Origin of the sequence: Pantoea graminicola (genome assembly GCF_048452665.1) — a bacterium.
GTDB lineage: Bacteria > Pseudomonadota > Gammaproteobacteria > Enterobacterales > Enterobacteriaceae > Pantoea.
The window spans coordinates 464,815-484,778 of sequence record NZ_JBLWSJ010000002.1 but is presented as its reverse complement, the minus strand read 5'-3'; the positions used below and the strand labels follow the sequence as shown (position 1 = coordinate 484,778).

19 protein-coding genes are annotated in these 19,964 nt (G+C 60.9%); 12 read left to right on the top strand and 7 right to left on the bottom strand.

Annotated features, from left to right (window positions below):
• Window positions 1-110 precede the first annotated feature (110 nt).
• From prmB to ACNY69_RS06180, 6 genes are read left to right on the top strand one after another with little or no spacing between them, the layout of a single operon-like run.
• Window positions 111-1,043, top strand: a complete 933-nt coding sequence (gene prmB, locus ACNY69_RS06205; RefSeq protein ID WP_111141412.1) for a 50S ribosomal protein L3 N(5)-glutamine methyltransferase — start codon at window positions 111-113, stop codon at window positions 1,041-1,043.
• 45 nt (window positions 1,044-1,088) lie between these two features.
• Window positions 1,089-2,174 (top strand): chorismate synthase, encoded by a 1,086-nt coding sequence (gene aroC, locus ACNY69_RS06200; RefSeq protein WP_111141411.1) that lies wholly within the window; start codon window positions 1,089-1,091, stop codon window positions 2,172-2,174.
• Between the two features lie 4 nt (window positions 2,175-2,178).
• Window positions 2,179-3,003, top strand: coding sequence for a penicillin-insensitive murein endopeptidase (gene mepA / locus ACNY69_RS06195; RefSeq protein ID WP_111141410.1), 825 nt, complete (start codon window positions 2,179-2,181; stop codon window positions 3,001-3,003).
• A gap of 8 nt (window positions 3,004-3,011) precedes the next feature.
• Window positions 3,012-3,815, top strand: a complete 804-nt coding sequence (locus ACNY69_RS06190; RefSeq protein WP_111141409.1) for a sulfite exporter TauE/SafE family protein — start codon at window positions 3,012-3,014, stop codon at window positions 3,813-3,815.
• Window positions 3,816-3,834: 19 nt separating this feature from the next.
• Window positions 3,835-4,380 carry an elongation factor P hydroxylase gene (locus tag ACNY69_RS06185; RefSeq protein WP_111141408.1) on the top strand — a complete coding sequence of 182 codons (546 nt, stop codon included), beginning with the start codon at window positions 3,835-3,837 and terminating at the stop codon, window positions 4,378-4,380.
• A gap of 32 nt (window positions 4,381-4,412) precedes the next feature.
• The gene (locus tag ACNY69_RS06180) at window positions 4,413-4,697 is read left to right on the top strand and encodes a YfcL family protein (protein ID WP_111141407.1); all 285 of its coding nucleotides are present in this window, start codon (window positions 4,413-4,415) and stop codon (window positions 4,695-4,697) included.
• A gap of 34 nt (window positions 4,698-4,731) precedes the next feature.
• Here ACNY69_RS06180 and mnmC read toward each other — a convergent pair whose 3' ends face one another.
• Window positions 4,732-6,738, bottom strand: coding sequence for a bifunctional tRNA (5-methylaminomethyl-2-thiouridine)(34)-methyltransferase MnmC2/FAD-dependent 5-carboxymethylaminomethyl-2-thiouridine(34) oxidoreductase MnmC1 (gene mnmC / locus ACNY69_RS06175; protein ID WP_418797604.1), 2,007 nt, complete (start codon window positions 6,736-6,738; stop codon window positions 4,732-4,734).
• Between the two features lie 154 nt (window positions 6,739-6,892).
• On the opposite strand from mnmC, the gene fabB reads away from it, so the two are divergent.
• A complete protein-coding gene (gene fabB, locus ACNY69_RS06170; protein ID WP_111140438.1) occupies window positions 6,893-8,113 on the top strand; it encodes a beta-ketoacyl-ACP synthase I in 1,221 nt (406 codons plus the stop codon).
• Between the two features lie 146 nt (window positions 8,114-8,259).
• Here the strand turns inward: fabB and pdxR are convergent, their stop codons facing one another.
• On the bottom strand, window positions 8,260-9,693 hold the full coding sequence (gene pdxR / locus ACNY69_RS06165) for a MocR-like pyridoxine biosynthesis transcription factor PdxR (protein WP_418797601.1): 1,434 nt from the start codon (window positions 9,691-9,693) through the stop codon (window positions 8,260-8,262).
• Window positions 9,694-9,780: 87 nt separating this feature from the next.
• On the opposite strand from pdxR, the gene ACNY69_RS06160 reads away from it, so the two are divergent.
• The gene (locus ACNY69_RS06160; protein ID WP_418797599.1) at window positions 9,781-10,224 is read left to right on the top strand and encodes a rhodanese-like domain-containing protein; all 444 of its coding nucleotides are present in this window, start codon (window positions 9,781-9,783) and stop codon (window positions 10,222-10,224) included.
• A 1-nt stretch (window position 10,225) separates the two neighbouring features.
• Here ACNY69_RS06160 and flk read toward each other — a convergent pair whose 3' ends face one another.
• From flk to ACNY69_RS06140, 4 genes are all read right to left on the bottom strand, one after another.
• Window positions 10,226-11,272, bottom strand: coding sequence for a flagella biosynthesis regulator Flk (flk, locus tag ACNY69_RS06155; RefSeq protein ID WP_111140441.1), 1,047 nt, complete (start codon window positions 11,270-11,272; stop codon window positions 10,226-10,228).
• 111 nt (window positions 11,273-11,383) lie between these two features.
• Entirely contained in the window at window positions 11,384-12,889 is a 1,506-nt protein-coding gene (locus tag ACNY69_RS06150) for a tripartite tricarboxylate transporter permease (protein ID WP_111140442.1), read from the bottom strand.
• Between the two features lie 10 nt (window positions 12,890-12,899).
• Window positions 12,900-13,331 carry a tripartite tricarboxylate transporter TctB family protein gene (locus tag ACNY69_RS06145; RefSeq protein ID WP_111140443.1) on the bottom strand — a complete coding sequence of 144 codons (432 nt, stop codon included), beginning with the start codon at window positions 13,329-13,331 and terminating at the stop codon, window positions 12,900-12,902.
• Window positions 13,332-13,350: 19 nt separating this feature from the next.
• On the bottom strand, window positions 13,351-14,331 hold the full coding sequence (locus ACNY69_RS06140; RefSeq protein ID WP_293772035.1) for a Bug family tripartite tricarboxylate transporter substrate binding protein: 981 nt from the start codon (window positions 14,329-14,331) through the stop codon (window positions 13,351-13,353).
• Between the two features lie 120 nt (window positions 14,332-14,451).
• On the opposite strand from ACNY69_RS06140, the gene tctD reads away from it, so the two are divergent.
• Both tctD and ACNY69_RS06130 read left to right on the top strand, forming a co-directional pair.
• Window positions 14,452-15,123 (top strand): transcriptional regulator TctD, encoded by a 672-nt coding sequence (gene tctD, locus ACNY69_RS06135; RefSeq protein ID WP_111140445.1) that lies wholly within the window; start codon window positions 14,452-14,454, stop codon window positions 15,121-15,123.
• Window positions 15,114-16,502 (top strand): sensor histidine kinase, encoded by a 1,389-nt coding sequence (locus ACNY69_RS06130; protein WP_418797596.1) that lies wholly within the window; start codon window positions 15,114-15,116, stop codon window positions 16,500-16,502. The genes tctD and ACNY69_RS06130 overlap by 10 nt, the downstream gene beginning before the upstream one ends.
• Here ACNY69_RS06130 and ACNY69_RS06125 read toward each other — a convergent pair.
• Window positions 16,483-17,382 (bottom strand): DMT family transporter, encoded by a 900-nt coding sequence (locus ACNY69_RS06125; protein ID WP_111140447.1) that lies wholly within the window; start codon window positions 17,380-17,382, stop codon window positions 16,483-16,485. The genes ACNY69_RS06130 and ACNY69_RS06125 overlap by 20 nt on opposite strands.
• Before the next feature lie 267 nt (window positions 17,383-17,649).
• On the opposite strand from ACNY69_RS06125, the gene pdxB reads away from it, so the two are divergent.
• Window positions 17,650-18,783, top strand: a complete 1,134-nt coding sequence (pdxB, locus tag ACNY69_RS06120) for a 4-phosphoerythronate dehydrogenase PdxB (RefSeq protein WP_293772028.1) — start codon at window positions 17,650-17,652, stop codon at window positions 18,781-18,783.
• A 171-nt stretch (window positions 18,784-18,954) separates the two neighbouring features.
• Window positions 18,955-19,962 carry an aspartate-semialdehyde dehydrogenase gene (locus tag ACNY69_RS06115; protein ID WP_111140449.1) on the top strand — a complete coding sequence of 336 codons (1,008 nt, stop codon included), beginning with the start codon at window positions 18,955-18,957 and terminating at the stop codon, window positions 19,960-19,962.
• Window positions 19,963-19,964 lie beyond the last annotated feature (2 nt).

The window sequence follows — 19,964 nt, the reverse complement described above, 5'->3', positions numbered from 1 at the left end:
TTACCGTTAAGTATGATTAATTGTCAGCTTTTTCACCTCGCTGCGCTGAATTCTCTCCGGCTTCATGGCACACTACTGGCCGATTTAGCAAAAGGCCTGCGGAGGGCTACGTGGACAAAATTTTCGTCGATGAGGCAGTGAACGAACTGCACACTATTCAGGACATGCTGCGCTGGGCGGTCAGCCGCTTTTCCGCTGCCGGAATCTGGTACGGGCATGGCACAGATAACCCCTGGGACGAAGCCGTTCAACTGGTCCTGCCGTCACTCTGGCTGCCGCTGGATATTCCTGAAGATATGCGCAATGCGCGTCTGACCGCCAGCGAACGTCTCTTAATCGTTGAACGCGTGATCCGTCGCGTCAACGAGCGCATCCCGGTCGCCTATCTGACCAACAAAGCCTGGTTCTGCGGCCACGAATTTTTTGTGGATGAGCGCGTGCTGGTGCCGCGTTCACCCATCGGCGAACTGATAGAGAACCGCTTTGCCGGTCTGGTCAGCACACCACCGCGTCATATTCTTGATATGTGTACCGGCAGCGGCTGTATCGCGATCGCCTGCGCCTACGCCTTCCCGGAAGCGGAAGTCGATGCGGTTGATATCTCGACCGGTGCGCTGGCGGTGGCCGAGCAGAACATCGAAGAGCATGGCCTTATCCATCAGGTTACGCCAATCCGCGCCGACCTGTTCCGTGAACTGCCGCCGCTGAAATATGATCTGATCGTCACCAATCCGCCTTATGTGGATGCGGAAGATATGGACGATCTGCCGAACGAATATCGCCACGAGCCGGAGCTTGGTCTGGCGGCCGGCAGCGACGGCCTGAAGCTGGTGCGCCGCATTCTGGCCTGCGCGCCTGACTACCTCAGCGAGCAGGGCGTTCTGGTCTGCGAAGTGGGCAACAGCATGGTGCACATGATCGAGCAGTATCCTGATGTGCCGTTCACCTGGCTGGAATTCGACAACGGCGGGGATGGTGTCTTTACCCTGACGCGCCAGCAGATCGTCGACGCACAACACCATTTCTCTTTTTACAAAGACTAAAAGTGGGGCGACGCCTCGCCCGCCGAACTCTGACAAGGAAACAGCATGGCCGGAAACAGCATCGGGCAATTTTTTCGAGTAACCACCTTTGGCGAATCCCACGGTCTGGCGCTGGGCTGTATCGTTGACGGCGTGCCGCCGGGCATTCCGCTGACGGAAGCCGATATCCAGCACGATCTCGATCGTCGTCGTCCTGGCACCTCGCGCTACACCACACAGCGCCGCGAGCCGGATCAGGTGAAAATTTTGTCGGGTGTTTTTGAAGGGGTCACCACCGGCACCTCCATCGGCCTGCTGATTGAGAACACCGATCAGCGGTCGCAGGATTACGGTGCCATTAAAGATCTCTTCCGTCCGGGCCATGCTGATTACACCTACGAACAGAAATATGGTCAGCGCGACTATCGTGGCGGTGGCCGCTCGTCAGCGCGCGAAACCGCGATGCGCGTGGCGGCGGGGGCGATTGCCAAAAAGTATCTGCAGATGAAGCATGGCGTGGTGGTGCGCGGCTATCTGGCGCAGATCGGTGACGTCGCCTGCGAGCTGAAGGACTGGAGCATTGTTGAACAGAACCCGTTCTTCTGCCCGGATGCCGACAAGCTGGAGGCGCTGGATGAGTTGATGCGTGGCCTGAAAAAAGAGGGCGACTCCATTGGCGCAAAAGTCACGGTGATGGCGGACAACGTGCCGCCGGGCCTGGGCGAGCCGGTGTTTGACCGTCTGGATGCCGATCTGGCGCATGCGCTGATGAGCATCAATGCGGTGAAAGGGGTCGAAATCGGTGACGGTTTTGCCGTCGTGAACCAGCGCGGCAGCCAGCATCGCGACGAAATCCGCCGCGAGGGTTTCCAGAGTAACCATGCGGGCGGCATTCTGGGCGGCATCAGCAGCGGCCAGACCATCAGCGCCAACCTGGCGATGAAACCGACCTCCAGCATCACCGTACCGGGCAAAACCATTACCCGTGACGGCGAAGAGGTGGAGATGATCACCAAAGGCCGCCACGATCCCTGCGTCGGGATCCGCGCTGTGCCGATCGCCGAGGCGATGATGGCGATCGTCCTGATGGATCATCTGCTGCGCCAGCGGGCGCAGAACGGTGACGTCAACAGCACCGTGCCGCGCTGGTGATGGGATGAAGAGACTCCTGCTTATCCTGAGCGCGCTGCTGGTCAGCGCCTCCAGCCTGGCAGCCACGCCGTGGCAGCGTATTCAGCAGCCTATCAGCGGCGCACCGCAGTCCATCGGTGGCTTCGCCAACGGCTGCATTGTCGGCGCCGAGGCGTTGCCGCTCAATTCGCCTCACTATCAGGTGATGCGTCAGGATCAGCGTCGCTATTTCGGTCATCCCGATCTGATTCAGTTTATTCAGCGACTCAGTAACCAGGTGCACAACCTGCAGCTGGGCAATGTGCTGATCGGCGATATGGGGATGGCAGCAGGTGGCCGCTTCAGCAGCGGTCACGCCAGCCACCAGACCGGGCTCGACGTCGATATCTGGCTGCAGCTGCCGAAAACCCGCTGGAGCGCGCAGCAGCTGCTGAAGCCGCAGCCGCTGGATCTGGTGGGGCCGGGCGATCGCAATGTGATTGCCCGCCACTGGCAGCCGGAAATCGATAGCCTGATCAAACTGGCTGCGAAAGATGATGAAGTCACACGCATTTTCGTCAATCCGGCGATCAAAAAGCAGCTGTGTGCCGATGCCGGAAGCGACCGGGCATGGCTGCGAAAAGTGCGTCCGTGGTTCGCGCATCGCGCCCATATGCATGTGCGGCTGCGCTGCCCGGCGGGCAGTCCCGGCTGTGAAGAGCAGCCAGAACCGCCTGTGGGTGACGGCTGTGGTGCCGAGTTGCAGAGCTGGTTCCTGCCGAAGCAGCCGGGTTCCGGTGCGCCCGTGAAACGCGAGCCGCCACCGCTTCCGCCTGCCTGTCAGGCCCTGCTGGATAAACATCTACTGTAAGGGATTCCATGGATTGGTTTGTGGTCAGCCCGCTGCTGGTCGGGCTGCTGTTTTTAATCGCTATGCTCGCCGGTTTTATCGATTCCATCGCGGGTGGCGGCGGGTTACTGACCGTGCCTTCGCTGCTGGCTGCGGGTCTCTCTCCGGCTCAGGCGCTGGCGACCAATAAACTGCAGTCGGTTGGCGGATCGTTCTCCGCCAGCCTCTATTTTGTCCGGCGCGGTGCCGTCAAACTCAATGAGCAGTGGCTGAACATCGCCATGACGCTGCTGGGCTCGGTGCTGGGGGCAATCCTGATCCAGCGCCTGCAGGCTGATTTCCTGCGCCAGATGCTGCCGCTGTTTTTAATCGCTATCGGCCTGTGGTTCCTGCTGATGCCCCGCCTGGGGGAAGTGGATCAGACGCGCCGCCTGCACGGCCTTGCCTATGCGCTGGTCGGCGGCGGGGCGATTGGATTTTACGACGGATTTTTCGGACCCGGAGCAGGCTCCTTCTATGCGCTGGCGTTTGTCACGCTCTGCGGCTACAACCTCGCCAAAGCGACTGCCCATGCCAAGGTGCTTAACTTCACCTCCAACGTGGGCAGCCTGCTGTTCTTTATGTTTGGCGGCAAAGTTGTCTGGGGAACCGGTCTGATTATGATGCTCGGTGCGTTCTGTGGCGCACGCATGGGCGCCCGGCTGGTACTGAGCCGCGGACAGAAACTGATCCGCCCGATGGTGGTGATTGTCTCCGCCGTCATGAGCATGAAATTATTGTGGGACAGCCACGGCAGCGCCGTTATGGCCTGGCTTGCCACGCTGCAATCGTAACTTTTCGCGTGATACCGTCATGAACCCGACCCATCATTACGAACAGCTGATTACGCTGTTCGATCGCTGCTTCAGCGATGAATTTCAGACCCGTCTAATTAAAGGCGACGATGAACCCATCTATCTTCCCGCTGACGAAACGTCGCCGTGGAACCGGGTGGTCTTCGCCCACGGCTTTTACGCCAGCGCCCTGCATGAAATCTCTCACTGGTGCATCGCCGGGGAAGCCCGTCGCAGGCTGGTCGATTTTGGCTACTGGTATTGCCCGGATGGCCGCGATGCACAGACGCAGAGCCAGTTTGAAGCGGTCGAAGTGAAGCCGCAGGCGCTGGAGTGGATGTTTTGTACCGCGGCAGGCTTTCCCTTCAACGTGAGTTGTGACAATCTCGATGGAGATTGTGAGCCGGATCGCATTGCGTTTCAGCGTAAGGTACATGCTCAGGTGATGAGTTATCTGACGTCGGGCATTCCCGCTCGTCCCGCGCGTTTTATTACCGCCCTGGCGGAATTTTATGGCAGACCGCCATTAACCGCGTCACAGTTTCCCTGGCCGGACGATCTGTGATGCAGCAAGGCATGATTAAAAGAGGAATTGAGATGATCGCAGAATTTGAAGCGCGTATTCTGGCCCTGATTGACGACATGGTTGATCATGCCAGCGACGATGAGCTGTTCGCCAGCGGTTATCTGCGCGGGCACCTGACTCTGGCGGTCGCGGAAGTCGAGCAGCTGGATGAACACACCCCGGAGGCGCTGCAGATCCAGGTGTCACGCAGCCTGCAAAATGCCATTGCCGCCGGTGAACTCTCGCCGCGCGACCAGGCCCTGGTCGTCGGCATGTGGGATAACCTGTTCGTTCAGGCTCGTCAGATTTCCGCGTAAATCGTGTCGGGCGGCGTGCCGCCCGATGCGTCTGTCAGACTGCTTTTCCCTTCAGTAATTTTCTGACCCAGTAACGATTCGGATTGAGCGCCGCCAATGTCGCAGCATCCAGCGGCTGCGGTTCGCCCGCCAGCTGGGCTGCCAGCACTTCGGCCACCAGCGGTGCACTGCACAGGCCGCGTGAACCCAGCGCGCCAGCGATAAACAAGCCCGGCAGATCGGGTGCCTCAGCGACCTCACCGCCGCTGGCCAGTGTAGCCTGCAGGTCGGCATACTGCGCCAGCGTCGCCGCATAATCGGGTACGCTGCCCACCATCGGCAGGTGATCGCGCGATGCGCAGCGCACGCCCATTCTCGCTTCGCCGTCACTGACATCGACGGTTCTGGCCCACTCGCCGTCCGGCAGACAACGCACCAGGCGACTGCGGTTCTCCTGCTGATCCGCTTCGCGATAATCGGTGGCCGTCTCGCCCCGACGGTAGCTGGCACCAATGCAGTGCGTTCCAAACTGCGGGCTGACAGGCGTCAGATAGCCGTCGTAGCAGAGCACCGTCTGCAGCGCATCGAGGCCCGGCGTGGAAGGAACGTGGCTGACCTGACCGGCCACCGCATAGGTCGGCAGCGGGGCGCTTTGGATAAAGTCAGCAATCGTGTGACCGTTCGTCAGCACGACGCTGGTGTGGCGAACCGCCGGACGATCGCGGAAGGTCAGCGTCCACTGTTCATCTTCGCGTGAAAGCGCCTCGACACGGTGCAGCCAGTGAATGCGCAGACCCTGGGTTTCGCCCCAGGCCAGCATCGCTGTGGTCAGTTCAGCCGGTGAGAGCCAGCCGCCCTGCGGATAGAAAATACCCTCATGACCATGTTTAACATTCGCCAGCCTTTCTGCCTCAGCGACATCGACACGATGGGCGATCGTCTCAGGCAGCCCCATCGACAGCATCTGATCGATCTTTTTACGGCTCTTCTCATCCCAGCCCAGCTGTAGCACGCCGCTCCAGGCGTGTTCATAGCTGACGTTCAGCTGGACATAGCACCGCCGGGCGAAGCCAAAGGCCGCCGGAAAGAAGGTCGCCAGGGCTGGATCGTGCTGGTTAAGAAGCGGATAGAGCGCCCCCTGACGGTTGCCGGAGGCACCCAGTGCAGGCGCTTCATCGGCACAATAGAGCGTCACCCGCCAGCCACGACGCAGCAGCGCCAGCGCCAGGGTGGCACTGGCAACGCCACCGCCAATCAGGGCCACCTCGCGCTGTTCAGCGGCGCGACGGTGATACCACGGCTGCGGGCAGCGCAGTAAAGGCGCATCCTGCAGTGTGCCGCACAGCATCTCCCGCTTGGGGCCAAATCCTTTGCGACGGATAACCTCAAAGCCCGCCTGCTGCAGCCCGCGCCGCACAAAACCGGCGGCGGTGAAGGTAGCAAAGGTCGCCTGCGGCCGCGTCAGCCTTGCCATCATGCCGAACAGCTCTGGCGTCCACATATCGGGGTTCTTCGAGGGGGCAAACCCATCCAGGAACCAGGCATCCACCTGGCGATGCAGACTTTCATCCAGCTGATCCCTCAGCGCGTTTATATCCCCCAGCCAGAGATCCAGCGTGACGCGGCCGCCATCAAACAGCAGCCGCTGACAGCCGGGCAGGGCGGCAGGCCACTGCGCCTGCAGCGCCCCGGCCCAGTGTGCCAGTTCAGGCCAGTGCTGATGGGCCGCCGCCAGATCGGCGCGGGTCAGGGGGAATTTTTCAAAGCTGATAAAATGCAGCCGTCGGAGGGTGGCATCCGGCTGTTCACGCTGGAAGGTGTCAAACGCCTGCCACAGTGTCAGAAAATTGAGGCCGGTGCCGAATCCGCTTTCCGCCACGATCAGCAGGTCGCGTGGATGCGCAGCAAAACGTTGGGGAAAACCGTTCCCGCCGAGGAAGACATAGCGCGTCTCCTCCAGACCGTTGTCATTGGAGAAATAGACGTCATCAAACGCTCGGGAAACAGGTGTACCCTGTTCATTCCAGTTTAGCTGTGCATGTTCAACCGGGGTTAATTTCACGGCAAAGGCTCATTTTTCAGGCAGTGGCGCGATTCTAACGACCCGCGTGACATGACGCAAATTTACAAAAGGAAATAGCTGATCGGACTTGTTCGGCGTACAAGTGTACGCTAGAGTGCATGCCAATTAAGAAGAAGTGGATGAGGAAGATTGAATGAAACGTGCTGTGATTACTGGCTTAGGGATCGTTTCCAGTATTGGTAATAACCAGCAGGAAGTGCTGTCATCTCTGCGTGAAGGACGCTCTGGCATCACCTTTTCTGAAGAGATGAAAGATTCCGGCATGCGTAGTCACGTCTGGGGTAACGTTAAATTAGATACCACCGGCCTCATCGATCGCAAAGTTGTGCGTTTTATGAGTGATGCGTCCATCTATGCTTATCTCTCCATGGAAGAAGCGATTAAAGATTCCGGTCTCAGCGCTGAAATGTATCAGAGCAACCCGCGCGTGGGTCTGATTGCAGGTTCAGGCGGCGGTTCGCCACGTTTTCAGGTCTTTGGTGCCGACGCCATGCGCAGCCCGCGTGGTCTGAAAGCCGTGGGTCCCTATGTCGTGACTAAGGCGATGGCTTCCGGTGTCTCTGCCTGCCTCGCCACGCCATTTAAAATTCATGGCGTAAACTACTCGATCAGCTCCGCCTGTGCCACCTCTGCGCACTGCATCGGTAACGCGGTTGAGCAGATTCAGCTGGGCAAACAGGATATCGTTTTTGCCGGTGGCGGCGAAGAGCTGTGCTGGGAAATGGCCTGTGAGTTCGATGCGATGGGCGCACTCTCTACCCGCTACAACGACACGCCAGAAAAAGCGTCACGCACCTATGATAACGAGCGCGACGGCTTTGTTATCGCCGGTGGCGGTGGCATGGTTGTGGTTGAAGAGCTGGAGCATGCGCTGGCCCGTGGTGCGCACATCTATGCCGAAATCGTCGGTTACGGTGCAACCTCCGACGGTGCAGACATGGTTGCGCCGTCAGGCGAAGGCGCAGTGCGCTGTATGAAGATGGCGATGAACGGTGTGGATACCCCAATCGACTATCTGAACAGTCACGGCACCTCCACGCCGGTGGGTGACGTGAAAGAGCTGGGTGCCATCCGTGAAGTGTTCGGCGACAACACGCCATACATCTCTGCAACCAAAGCTATGACCGGTCACTCACTGGGTGCGGCGGGCGTGCAGGAGGCGATCTACTCACTGCTGATGCTGGAACATGGCTTTATCGCGCCAAGCATCAACATCAGTTCACTCGATGCGGCGGCGGAAGGCATGAATATCGTCACCCAGCCGATGGAAAAAGAGCTGACCACGGTGATGTCCAACAGCTTCGGCTTCGGTGGCACCAACGCTACGCTGACCATGCGTAAATATCAGGCGTAATCGTTACGTCAGGACAGAGAAGGGCCGGCCTGCCGGCCCTTTTTATTTGCCCGCCGCCGCGCGCTTCGCTGTCACATTGACGTTTCACCTGGCGTAGGGCGCATCCGTCTGAACGCTCCCTCCCCGCACCTGTTTCACGCTCCGCCTTAACCCGCCTGCAGCAGCTCTGACAATTTTTCGCATCCTGCCACGATCTCGTCCGGCGTCAGCGCCGCAAAGCCCAGGATCCAGCCCTGCTGGGGCATGGGCCCGGCATAGAGCGGGCTCAGACGCGGCAGCAGCAGACCCCGTTGTGCCGCCAGCGCCGTGAGCCGCACCTCCTCCTTTGGTGCCTGCTGCTGAAGTTTCACCGTGACCTGCAGGCCGCCGCCGCTGGCCATCGGGGTGAGCCAGGATGACAGCCGCTGCGTAATCTGCGCCAGCAGAAGATCCCGACGACTGTGATAGAGCTGCCGCATCAGCCGCAGATGGCTGGCGAAGTGTCCCTGTTGCAGAAAAGCGGCGGTGATCGCCTGTGACAGCAGGGCACTGTGGCCGTCCAGCACGCTGCGCGCCTGGCCGAGAGGGGTAATCAGCGCGGGCGGAACCACCATCCAGGCCAGCCGCAATGAAGGAAACAGCGACTTAGAAAAGGTGCCCAGCGTGATCACCCGCTGACAGCGATCCAGGCCCTGTAGCGCCGGAATGGGACGTTCGTCGTAATGAAATTCGCTGTCATAATCGTCCTCGATCAGCCAGCTCTGGTGGCGCTGCGCCCACGCCAGCCACGCCAGACGTCGTGGCAGGCTCAGCGTGACGCCCGTGGGATAGTGATGCGAGGGGGTCAGGTACATCAGCTTTGCGCTGCCGCTGGCGGGCAGGGCACCTTCAGCGTCCACCTCAATGCCGCGCACCTGCGCGCCTGCGGCCAGAAACGCATTGCGGGCGCCGGGATAACCGGGCTCCTCCATCCACACCTCATCACCCGGATCGACCAGCATCATAGCCAGCAGCTGTAGTGCCTGCTGCGAACTGGTTAGAATGATGACCTGCTCCGGCTGGCACACGACGCCCCTGGCAAGCGACAGATAATCGGCGAGGGCGCTGCGCAGCGGCAGATAGCCGCACGGGTCGCCATACCCCATGGCAGCACTGCCCAGGCTGCGCTGCACGCTGCTGGTTAACCGCCGCCAGAGATCGTGAGGAAACGCGCGCAACTCCGGCGAACCGGCGGCAAACGCATGGGGAAAAGGGGGATCCTGACAGCCGCCGGTCGCCAGCACCTGCCGGCCTCGCGCCGAGAACCGGGCAGGCTGAGGGCGGACCGGCGACGACGGCGGGCTGACGGGAACGGTAATGGCAACAAAGGTGCCACGGCCTGTCTCGCGTCGCAGATAGCCTTCACTCTCCAGCTGCCCGTAAGCCGCCTCCACCGTGACGCGGGAGAGTCGCAGGTCCTGCGCCAGCTGTCGGCTGGAAGGCAACTGCTGCCCGGCGTGCAGATGGTGACGGTGGATTGCCAGCCGCAGTGTGGCGCAGAGACGTTCCCGCACGCCGCCGCTCGTCTGATGCTGAAAAAGCTGTAACAGCGGAGAGCTCATATGGGTCTTATACCTGATGGGGAATGGGTATCAGAAAGCAGTCCAATTTGCCCTAAACTGGTCGTTCACCACAACAGGAGAAGCGCGATGTCATCAGTTTTACGCACAGCGGCCGCAACGCCGCAGGAAAGCCTGGCGTATTTACAGGCAAAACTCACTTACTACACCGATGCCTGGGATCTGGCGGAAGACTTAGGGCAGCAGTGCACCGGGATCGTGGTGATCGATGCGCGCGCCCCGGACGCCTATCGCGCCGGGCACATCAGCGGCGCGATTAACTTCCCGCATCGCAGCATGAACGCGGAGACCACGGCCCGGCTCGACCGCAGCAAAGTCTATGTCACCTATTGTGACGGCATCGGCTGCAACGGCTCGACCAAAGCGGCCCTGAAGCTGGCTTCGCTGGGATTTCAGGTCAAGGAGCTGACTGGCGGGCTGGATTCCTGGAAACGGGAGGGTCATCCGCTGACGTGGGGGGAGGCGGCGGGCGAATGGCCCGTTTCCGGGCCTGCGGCATCCTGCGGCTGCTGACTCAGAACACCAGCCAGAGCAGGAAGATGACTAACAGCGCGACAAACAGGCCCAGCAGGGGACGCTGAGCCAGAGGTTGCAGGCCCGCGGGCAGGGAGGCGACAAACGGCGACCAGATCGGCTGCGGCCTGATTTCGCCGGGCGCCAGCGGCTGCTCATGCAGCTTTTCTGCCCGCTCAGCGCGACGGCTGAACAGGAAGTTAAGCAGATCCTGCGTCTGGGTCACGGTGAGCACGGTCTGCGGCGTCGCCTGGAAACGCTGCTGGCTGTACTCCTCCAGCTGACTCTGCTCCTGCTTATCCAGCGGCTGTTTCAGGGACGCTTCCAGCAGTTGCAGCGTCGGTGCGCTCTGCTGGCTCAGCGTCTGGCGCACCTGCAGATACTGGGTCAGCAGCGGAAAGTGGCGCGACGGGATCGGGTCGCCGCTGGTCAGATTCACCAGCTTCAGGGCCGCCGACCACAGCTTGCCGGTTGATTCACCGGTAGCAGCCGCCAGACGAATGACCTGCTGGTTCAGCGTATGGTGCTCAGCAGGCAGCAGGGTGCGATCGCTGACGCGGATCTGCTGCGGCTGCGGGATCGTCATCTGCCCGTTCTGCAGCATGGTCAGCACCTGGCGCAGCTGATCCTGACTCAGTGCGCTCAGCACGGTCTGACCAAACTGCTGACGGATAAAATCGCTGACCGCCTGACGGTTGTTGCCTTTTGGCAGCAGTTCGGTGAGCTGGGTCATCAGCTGACGCGTGGCATGCCCGTTCTGGGCCTGGGTCAGACGGCTGTTAAGGTACTGTTCCGCTAGGGGAAAGTGGCGCGACTGCAACTCAGCTTCGCTCTTCACGCCGACCTCATGCCGCACACCCGCCCAGAGTTCAGGCGCTTTGAGATTGCTCAGTGAGGAGATACGCACGATCAGACGTTCTAAGGTGGTGCGCTGAGCAGGGGAGAGCGGCTGCTCACCAGCCACCGAACCGTGACGTGACGCGCCGGTTTGCGGATTGACAGATGAACGATCGCCGACCGGCACACCGGGGCCGCTGAGAGGTTGCATGGCGGATTCCTTGGAAAAACAGAACAGCGTGGGGTGCGCCGGAATAAGAATAGGCCATGATAGCAAAAGCCCCCGTGAAATCCCACGGGGGACATCTGTTTGATGCGAGATTTACTCTTCCGCCAGCTTCAGGCGATGACGACGCCAGCGTTTCCAGAGTGGCGGGACAAGCAGGACTGCAATCGCCAGCACCAGCAGCACTTTGCAAATCAGGCTTTCCCACAGGATCACCAGATTGCCGTTACTGATCGACAGGGCGCGGCGCAGGTTCTGCTCCAGCATTTCACCCAGCACAAAGCCCAGGATCAGAGGCGACATCGGGAAGTCCATTTTGCGCAGGATATAACCGAATATCCCCAGGCCGACCATCAGCAGCAGATCGAAGGTGGTGCTGTGCACGGCATAAACGCCCACGGCGGAAATCGCGGCGATGGCTGGCACCAGGAACCAGAGCGGGATGCTCAGCATGCGGGCGAAGACGTTGATCATCGGAATGTTCATCACCAGCAGCATAACGTTGCCAATCAGCAGTGCCGCGATCAGACCCCAGACGATATCCGGCTGCTCGACAAACATCGCCGGCCCCGGCGTGATGTTATAGAGCGTCAGGGCGCCGACCATCACCGCCGTCGTGCCGGAGCCAGGGATCCCCAGCGTCAGCATCGGGATAAAGGAGCCACAGGCGGAGGCGTTGTTTGCCGCTTCCGGGGCGGCCACGCCGCGAATATCACCTTTACCGAACTGGTCACTGCCGCTGATTTTTTTCTCCGTCATATAGGCGATGGCGCTGGCGATGGTCGCACCGGCACCCGGCAGAACGCCGACAAAAAAGCCCAGGAAGGAGGAGCGCAGCGTTGCACCGGTTGCCATCGCCGCCTCTTTCATGTTGAACATCATGCGGCCGCTGGCCCGCACCGCCTTCTGACCACTGCTGGTGGATTCCAGCATCAGCAGAATTTCACTCACCGAGAACAGGCCAATTACGACGACCACAAACTGAATGCCGTCGGAAAGGTGGACGCTTTCGAAGGTAAAGCGGTAGACGCCGGTATTCGCATCCACCCCGACCGTCGCCATGCCCAGGCCGATTAAGGCGGCAAGGAACGACTTCAGCGGATTGTGGCTCATCATGCTGCCCAGGCAGGCGATGGCGAACACCATCAGGGCAAAATATTCTGCCGGGCCGAACGCCAGCGACCAGCTGGCCAGCAGCGGAGCAAACAGAATGATCCCCAGGATAGCGATGGTGGAGCCGATAAAGGAGCTGACCGCCGAGATGGAGAGGGCAACGCCCGCTTTGCCCTGTTGCGCCATCGGGTAACCATCCAGCGCGGTCATGATGGCTCCGGCATCGCCCGGCACGTTGAGCAGAATCGAGGAGATTCGCCCTCCATATTCACAGCCGATGTAAACCGTTGCCAGCAGGATCAGCGCCGATTCGGCCGGCAGGTGCAGCGCAAACGCCAGCGGCATCAGAATCGCCACCCCGTTAATCGGGCCGAGACCAGGCAGCAGGCCGACGATGGTGCCGATAAAGCAGCCGATCAGGGCAATCAGCAGATTCTCTGGCGTCATGGCGACGGCAAAGCCCTGCATTAAAAAGGACCAGGTATCCATGATGCTCTCCTTAACTCAGCCAGCTGCCGACCGGAAGCGTGACTTCCAGCAGACGGTCAAATGCGTAAAACAGTGAGGTGCCCATCACCAGCCCGGCCAGCGCGGCGGCCCACCAGCGCGCGCCAAACAGCAGGCCAATGCCAAAGGTCAGCAGCGTCGTGCAGATGGCAAAGCCCAGCGTCTCGAACAGCCAGCCATAGAGCATCATCATCACCGCCAGCGCCGCCAGCCGTTTCAGGGTGCCGCTGGCAGGCCACTGAATAGTGTCCGGTTTACGAAAAAGCATCAGCACGGCGCAGATAGCCATCAGGCCCAGGATCGCCATCGGGAACGGACGCGGCCCCACCGGTTCGTAACTGTATTCACTCTGAATCTGCCAGGCCACCACCATGCCGCCGAGGCACAGTGCCAGCCACAGGGCAGCAAAAATACGATCGCTCATCATCTGCTCCCGTTATTTGTTATTTGGCCAGGCCAAAGGATTTTGCCTGCTCACGGTAATCTGCCACCTGCTTCTTCACGTAGCTGTCGAGCGCCTGACCGGTCAGGTTAAACTCGAACAGGCCGCGCAGGTCGCGCTGCTTTTTGAACTCCGGCGTCTCTGTCATCTTTTTGAACGCCTCTTCCCACCACTGATAATCGGCATCGCTGACTTTGGGACCCAGGTAGTAGCCGCGGATCACCGGCCAGACGATGTTAAAACCCTGCTCTTTGGCGGTCGGCACCTCCGCCAGCTGGCCCGGCAGACGCTGATCGGACATCACGGCCAGCACCCGCATTTTGCCGCCCTGCAGGTGCGGCACCATTTCACTCATGTCACCGGAGACCACCTGAATGTGGTTGCCGAGCAGCGCCGTCACCGGCTCACCGCCGCCCTCAAAGGCGACATAGCGCATCTTGCGGGGATCGATACCGGCTTCGCGTGCCAGCAGCGCGGTCTTCATCCAGTCCTGGCTGCCGATGGACGCTCCGGCACCCACCACCACTTTGGTGGGATCTTCTTTCATAGCCGCCATCAGCTCACCCAGGGTTTTCCACGGCGCGTCATCACGCACCGCCACCATGCCGTAATCGGTGCCGACGGCCGCCAGCCACTTCACGTCGTCAACGGTATAGCGGCCAAATTTGCCCTGAGAGAGGTTAAGCAGCGAGCCGCCGGAGAAGGCGACAACGGTGCCCGCTTCGGCCGGACGCTGGGCGATAATGGCGTTATAGGCGACCGCACCGACGCCGCCGGGCATGTAGGTGACGCGCATCGGCGTCTTAATCTGGCCGGTTTCCTGCAGTGAGACCTGCAACAGTTTGCAGGTCAGATCAAAACCGCCGCCGGGTTTCGCGGGCGCGATACATTCGGTGCGGCCCGGCCCCTCTGCGGCGACGGCATGGGTCGCCATCAGCGTCAGCAGGGTGGTGGCGAGGGCGGCAGGCATTAATTTTTTCATTGCAGGCTCCATTCATTCATCCAGAGTGTGATTGCTGCTGAAACATCAGCGTTATCGAATTGTTAAGACAGCTACCTTTCATTTACCTTTCAGGGAGCGGATTTAATAACAGGATGTGATATGCGTCTCTTACTGGTGGAAGATACGGCTGACCTGGCGCGCTGGCTGCAGAAGGCGCTGACGCAAAAAGGGTTTGCGGTTGACTGGGTAGCGGATGGCGTGGCGGCCGATCACGCGTTGCAGTGTGAAGCCTATGCGCTGGTGGTGCTGGATGTCTCTCTGCCTCGGATCGATGGCCTGGAGGTGCTGACCCGTCTGCGGCGGCGGGGTCAGAGCGTGCCGGTGCTGTTGCTGACCGCGCGCAGCGCGCTGGACGATCGGGTGCGCGGCCTGAACCTGGGCGCGGATGACTACCTGACCAAACCCTTTGAGCTGGATGAGCTGGAAGCGCGGCTACGGGCGCTGCTGCGGCGCAGTCAGAGTCAGACCCCGCAGAATCAGTCGCTGGGCCAGCTGAGGCTGGACAGCGAAGGCTATTTCCTGCTGGCCGACAGGCCGCTGGCGCTGACGCCGCGCGAATCGAGCGTCCTGACGACGCTGATGCAGCGTCATGGCCGGCCGGTCTCCCGGCAGTTTCTCTATGAGCAGACCTTCAGCCTGGCGGATGAAGCCAGCCCGGAGAGTATCGAGCTTTACGTGCACCGCGTCAGAAAAAAACTGGCAGGCAGCGATGTGGCGATTGTGACGCTGCGCGGGCTGGGCTACAGCCTGGAAACGCTGCCATGCGGCTGACGCATTCGCTGCGGGGTGAGCTGCTGGCCTGGTTTGGCCTGCCGCTGCTGTTGCTCTGGGCGCTGTCGGTTTACACCCACTATCAGAGCGGGCTGGCGGCCGCGAATCAGGCTTACGATCGCTCGCTGCTGGCGTCCGCCCGGACGGTGGCGGAGCGGCTGGTGGTGCGGCGGCAGCATCTGGAGGTGGATGTCCCCTGGGTCGTGCTCGACAGTTTTGAGCGCAACATGAACGATCAGCTCTTCTACCAGGTGATCTCCCCGGAGGGCAAAACGTTATCCGGTTACAACGACCTGCCGCCGATCCCCATCACCAGCAAAATGTCCACTGCCTATCCGGCGCTGGTGCACTTCTATGACGGCCGCTATCACCAGCAACGCATCCGGGTTGCAGCACTCTGGCAGCCGGTGAGCGAGTCAGGTGTGGATGGCATGGCGCTGGTGCTGGTGGCCGAAACCATTCACTCCCGGCAGGAGTTTGCCCGCGGGCTGATGCGAACCGCGCTGATCAGCCAGAGCGGACTGGTACTGATGACACTGCTGCTGGCGGGCCTGATGCTGCGCCGGGTGTTGCGCCCGCTGCGGCGGCTGTCCCGCACCGTGTTACAGCGCGACGGCGGTGAATTGACGCCACTTCCCTCGCTGCCCTGGTCGGAACTGCAACCGCTGATCATCGCCTTTAACCGCTATCTTGCCCGGTTGCGGGGGCTGCTGGCGCGCCAGGATCGTTTCAGTGCTGACGCGGCGCACCAGCTGCGGACGCCGCTCACCATCCTGAAAACGCAGGTCAGCGTTGCGCTCAGCAGTGAACGTCCCGAAGCCTGGCAGGAGAGTCTGCTCGGTATGCGCCATACGCTGGATGAGACTATTGTCCTGACCGATCGGCTGTTGCAGTTAGCCCGCATCAAAGCGCGTCACGGCGAGGATAAACCGATGACGCGGGTGGATCTGGCGGCCATCGTGCGCGACGCCTGCTTCAGCCGCTATACGGCGGCCCGCACCCGGCAGATCGATCTGGGCTATGAAGGAGAAGAGAGCAGCCTGATCGCGGGCGATGGCGTGCTGATTGGCGAACTCTGCGCCAATCTGCTGGACAACGCGATCAAATATACCCCCTGTCACGGCATTGTCACCGCCCGGGTAAGGGCGGGCGGGCTGGAAATTGAGGACAGCGGGCCGGGCATCGAGGGGGCGGAGCAGCTGAAAGCGTTACAGCCTTTTCAGCGGCTGGACAATGCCGGGATGCAGCCGGGCGCCGGTATCGGCCTGGCGCTGGTGCAGGATATCTGCGCCTGGCATGGCGCGACCCTGCAGCTGGATCGCAGTTCGCAGCTCGGCGGACTGCGGGTGACGGTACGGTTTACAACGGATGCAGGTTAGTCGCTTTTCGCCGGGTGAGGGGAGTACGCAGCCGCTGCGCCAGGATCACACCAGCGAGGGTCAGACCGCCACCAATCCAGTGGTAGCTGTGCAGATGTTCATGCAGAAACAGCACGGCGATCAGGGCGGTAAACAGCGGGATCAGATTCATAAAGATACTGGTGGTGCTGGCCCCCAGGCGCTGCACGCCGTGGATCCACAAAAAGGGCGCGATGATCGAGGCGAACAGGCCGGCAAACAGCACCAGCGGCAGGTTGTGCAGGTTCAGTGCGATCGTCGGTGCCAGCAGGAAGCCTGGCAGTAACAGCAGCACACCAAAGAAAATCTGTACGTAGAGGCTGTGCCAGATCGGCAGCGGCAGCGCCCAGCGGCGGGTCAGCACGCCATAGAGCGCATAGGCAGTCGAGGCGGCCAGCATCATCAGTTCTCCCTTGCCCAGCCCCTGGCTCAGCAACCGGGTGACGTTGCCCTCGCTCACCAGCCACACCAGGCCGGTAAAGGAGATCACACTGCCGAGCAGGATCCCGAGCGTCGGGGCAATCCGCAGGATCACCACGCTCAGCAGCACCGTAAGCAGCGGGATCAGCGCACCAATAATCCCCATAAAGAGTGCGCTGACGCTGTGCGCGGCGTAATAGGCCAGGCTCTGATAAAGTGCCATTCCCAGCAGACCGAGCAGTGCCAGCCGCCACAGATGCGGCTTAATCGTCTGACGCGTGCGCCAGACGCCAGGCAGCACAAACGGCGTCAGCACCAGCAGCGCCAGCAGCCAGCGATAGAATGAGATCGCCGAGGGATCGATCGCGCTGGCCGAAAGCTTGCTGACAATCGAGTTAATCGACCAGATCACGACCGCAACAAGCGGGTAAAGAAAAAACATGCTGACGCTCCGGAAACCTTAAAGAGGCGCAGTGTACGCTTCTGCGGATTTATTCCGATAGTGAATATCGGACAAAATAATGTGTCAGGGGGACAGAATGATCCTGCAAGTCACCAGGCAGCCGCCGATGGATACGCCGCAGTCAGGCTACGTTCTGCGTCATGAGCAGGCAGGCACACCGTCAGATCGCTACCGCGCGCGGTTAGGCTAACGCGCCGCTTTGTGCCAGAATAATCCCCCTCATATGTAACTGACAGGAAAGCCGTGGTGAAAATTCTGGTCGATGAAAATATGCCCTATGCCCGTGAGCTGTTCAGCCGGACCGGCGAGGTGGTTGCGGTGCCGGGGCGTCCGCTGCCGGTGGCAGAACTGGCCGACGCTCAGGGGCTGATGGTGCGCTCCGTCACCCAGGTTAATGAGGCGCTGCTGGCGGGCACGCCGGTGAAGTTTGTCGGCACCGCCACGGCAGGCACCGATCATATCGACGAGGCGGGACTGCAGCGGGCAGGCGTCGCGTTCTCCGCAGCGCCCGGCTGCAACGCCATCGCGGTTGTGGAGTATGTCTTCTCCGCGCTGCTGCTGCTGGCGGAACGTGATGGGTTCCAGCTGCGCGATCGTACCGTCGGGATTGTGGGGGTTGGCAATGTTGGCGGGCGGCTGCAGAAGCGGCTGGAAGCCTGGGGCATCCGCACCCTGCTGTGCGATCCTCCGCGCGCCGATCGCGGTGATGAAGGCGAGTTTCTGTCGCTGGACGCCGTGGCAGCGCAGGCCGATATCCTGACGTTCCACACGCCGCTGTTTAAAGAGGGCCCCTACAGGAGCTGGCATCTGGCCGATGCGGCGCTGCTGATGGGGCTGAAACCCAATACTATTCTGATTAACGCCTGTCGCGGCGCGGTGGTGGACAACGCCGCCCTGCTGGAGGTGCTGAACATGCGGCACGATCTGAGCGTGGTGCTTGATGTCTGGGAGCCGGAGCCGGATCTCTCGCTGGCGCTGCTGGACAAGGTCGATATCGCCACGCCCCATATCGCGGGCTACACGCTGGAAGGCAAGGCGCGCGGCACGACCCAGGTGTTCGAAGCCTGGTGCGACTTTATCGGTCAGCCGCAGCAGGTGCCGCTCAGCACTTTACTGCCGGTGCCGGAGTTCAGCGAGATCACCCTGAATGGCCCGCTGGATCAGCCAACGCTGAAACGCCTGGCGCATCTGGTGTATGATGTGCGCCGCGATGATGCCCCCTTGCGTAAAGTGGCGGCAAAACCCGGTGAGTTCGATCGCCTGCGTAAGCAGTATCAGGAGCGCCGCGAGTGGTCATCGCTGCAGGTAAACTGTGATGATGCCGCCACGGCGGCGATGCTGAATCAGCTGGGCTTTAATGCACTCTTCTCCCCAACATAATACCGGCTGCGGGCCTGCCAGCTGTTTCCGTATGGAATAAGACGGAACGGTCGCGGTGCGCAGTGCTGACGCCCCATCGGACGGCGGGTTAAAGGGGGGGATAAATCTGAATCCCCGGGCGGTGAATATCACCGCCTTCTGTTTTTATGTCATTGTCTGGAGTAAACCAACATGTCTGACGGCTGGAATATTGCGCTACTTGGCGCGACAGGCGCAGTAGGGAACGCTGTACTGGAACTGCTGGCGGAACGCCAGTTCCCGGTTGGTGAATTATATTTACTGGCCAGCGAGAACAGCGCGGGCGAAACGAAACGCTTCGAGGGCCGATCGCTGCGGGTTGAAAATGCAGAGTCGTTCGACTGGTCACAGGCGCAGCTGGCCTTTTTCGTCGCGGGACGTGACGCCTCCGCGCGCTACGCCGACGACGCGGCCAACGCGGGCTGTCTGGTGATCGACAGCAGTGAGCTGTTTGCGCTGGAACCCGACGTGCCGCTGGTGGTGCCGGATGTAAACCCGCATGTGCTGGCGGATTATCGCAATCGCAACATTATCAGCGTGGCCGATAACCTGGTGAGCCAGCTGCTGACCGCCATTAAACCGCTGGTGGATGCGGCGGGCCTGGGGCGTCTGCAGGTGACGAATCTGCTCTCTGTCTCCAGCTACGGCAAAGTCGCCGTGGATGCGCTGGCGGGTGAAAGTGCCCGTCTGCTGAATGGTATTCCGGCCGATGAGCACCATTTCGGTCGCCAGCTGGCTTTTAACCTGATGCCACAGCAGGCCGATGCCGAAGGCAGCGTGGAGAGCGAGCGCCGTCTGATCGATCAGGTGCGTAAGGTGCTACAGGACGAAGGCTTACCGATTGCGGTCAGCAGCGTGCAGGCGCCGGTGTTTTACGGCAATGCGCAGATTGTCCACATCGAAAACCTGCGTCCGCTCTCGGCGGAAGAAGCGCGTGCCGAACTGGCGCTGGCGGCAGATATCCGTCTGAGCGAAGAGGATGAGGTGCCGACACCGGTGACGGATGCGTCGGGCAATGGCGAGCTGAGCATTGGCAGCGTGCGCAATGACTACGGTATCCCGGAGCTGCTGCAGTTCTGGTCTGTAGCGGATAACATTCGCTTTGGTGGCGCGCTGATGGCGGTGAAAACCGCCGAGAAACTGGTTCAGGAGTACCTGTAACC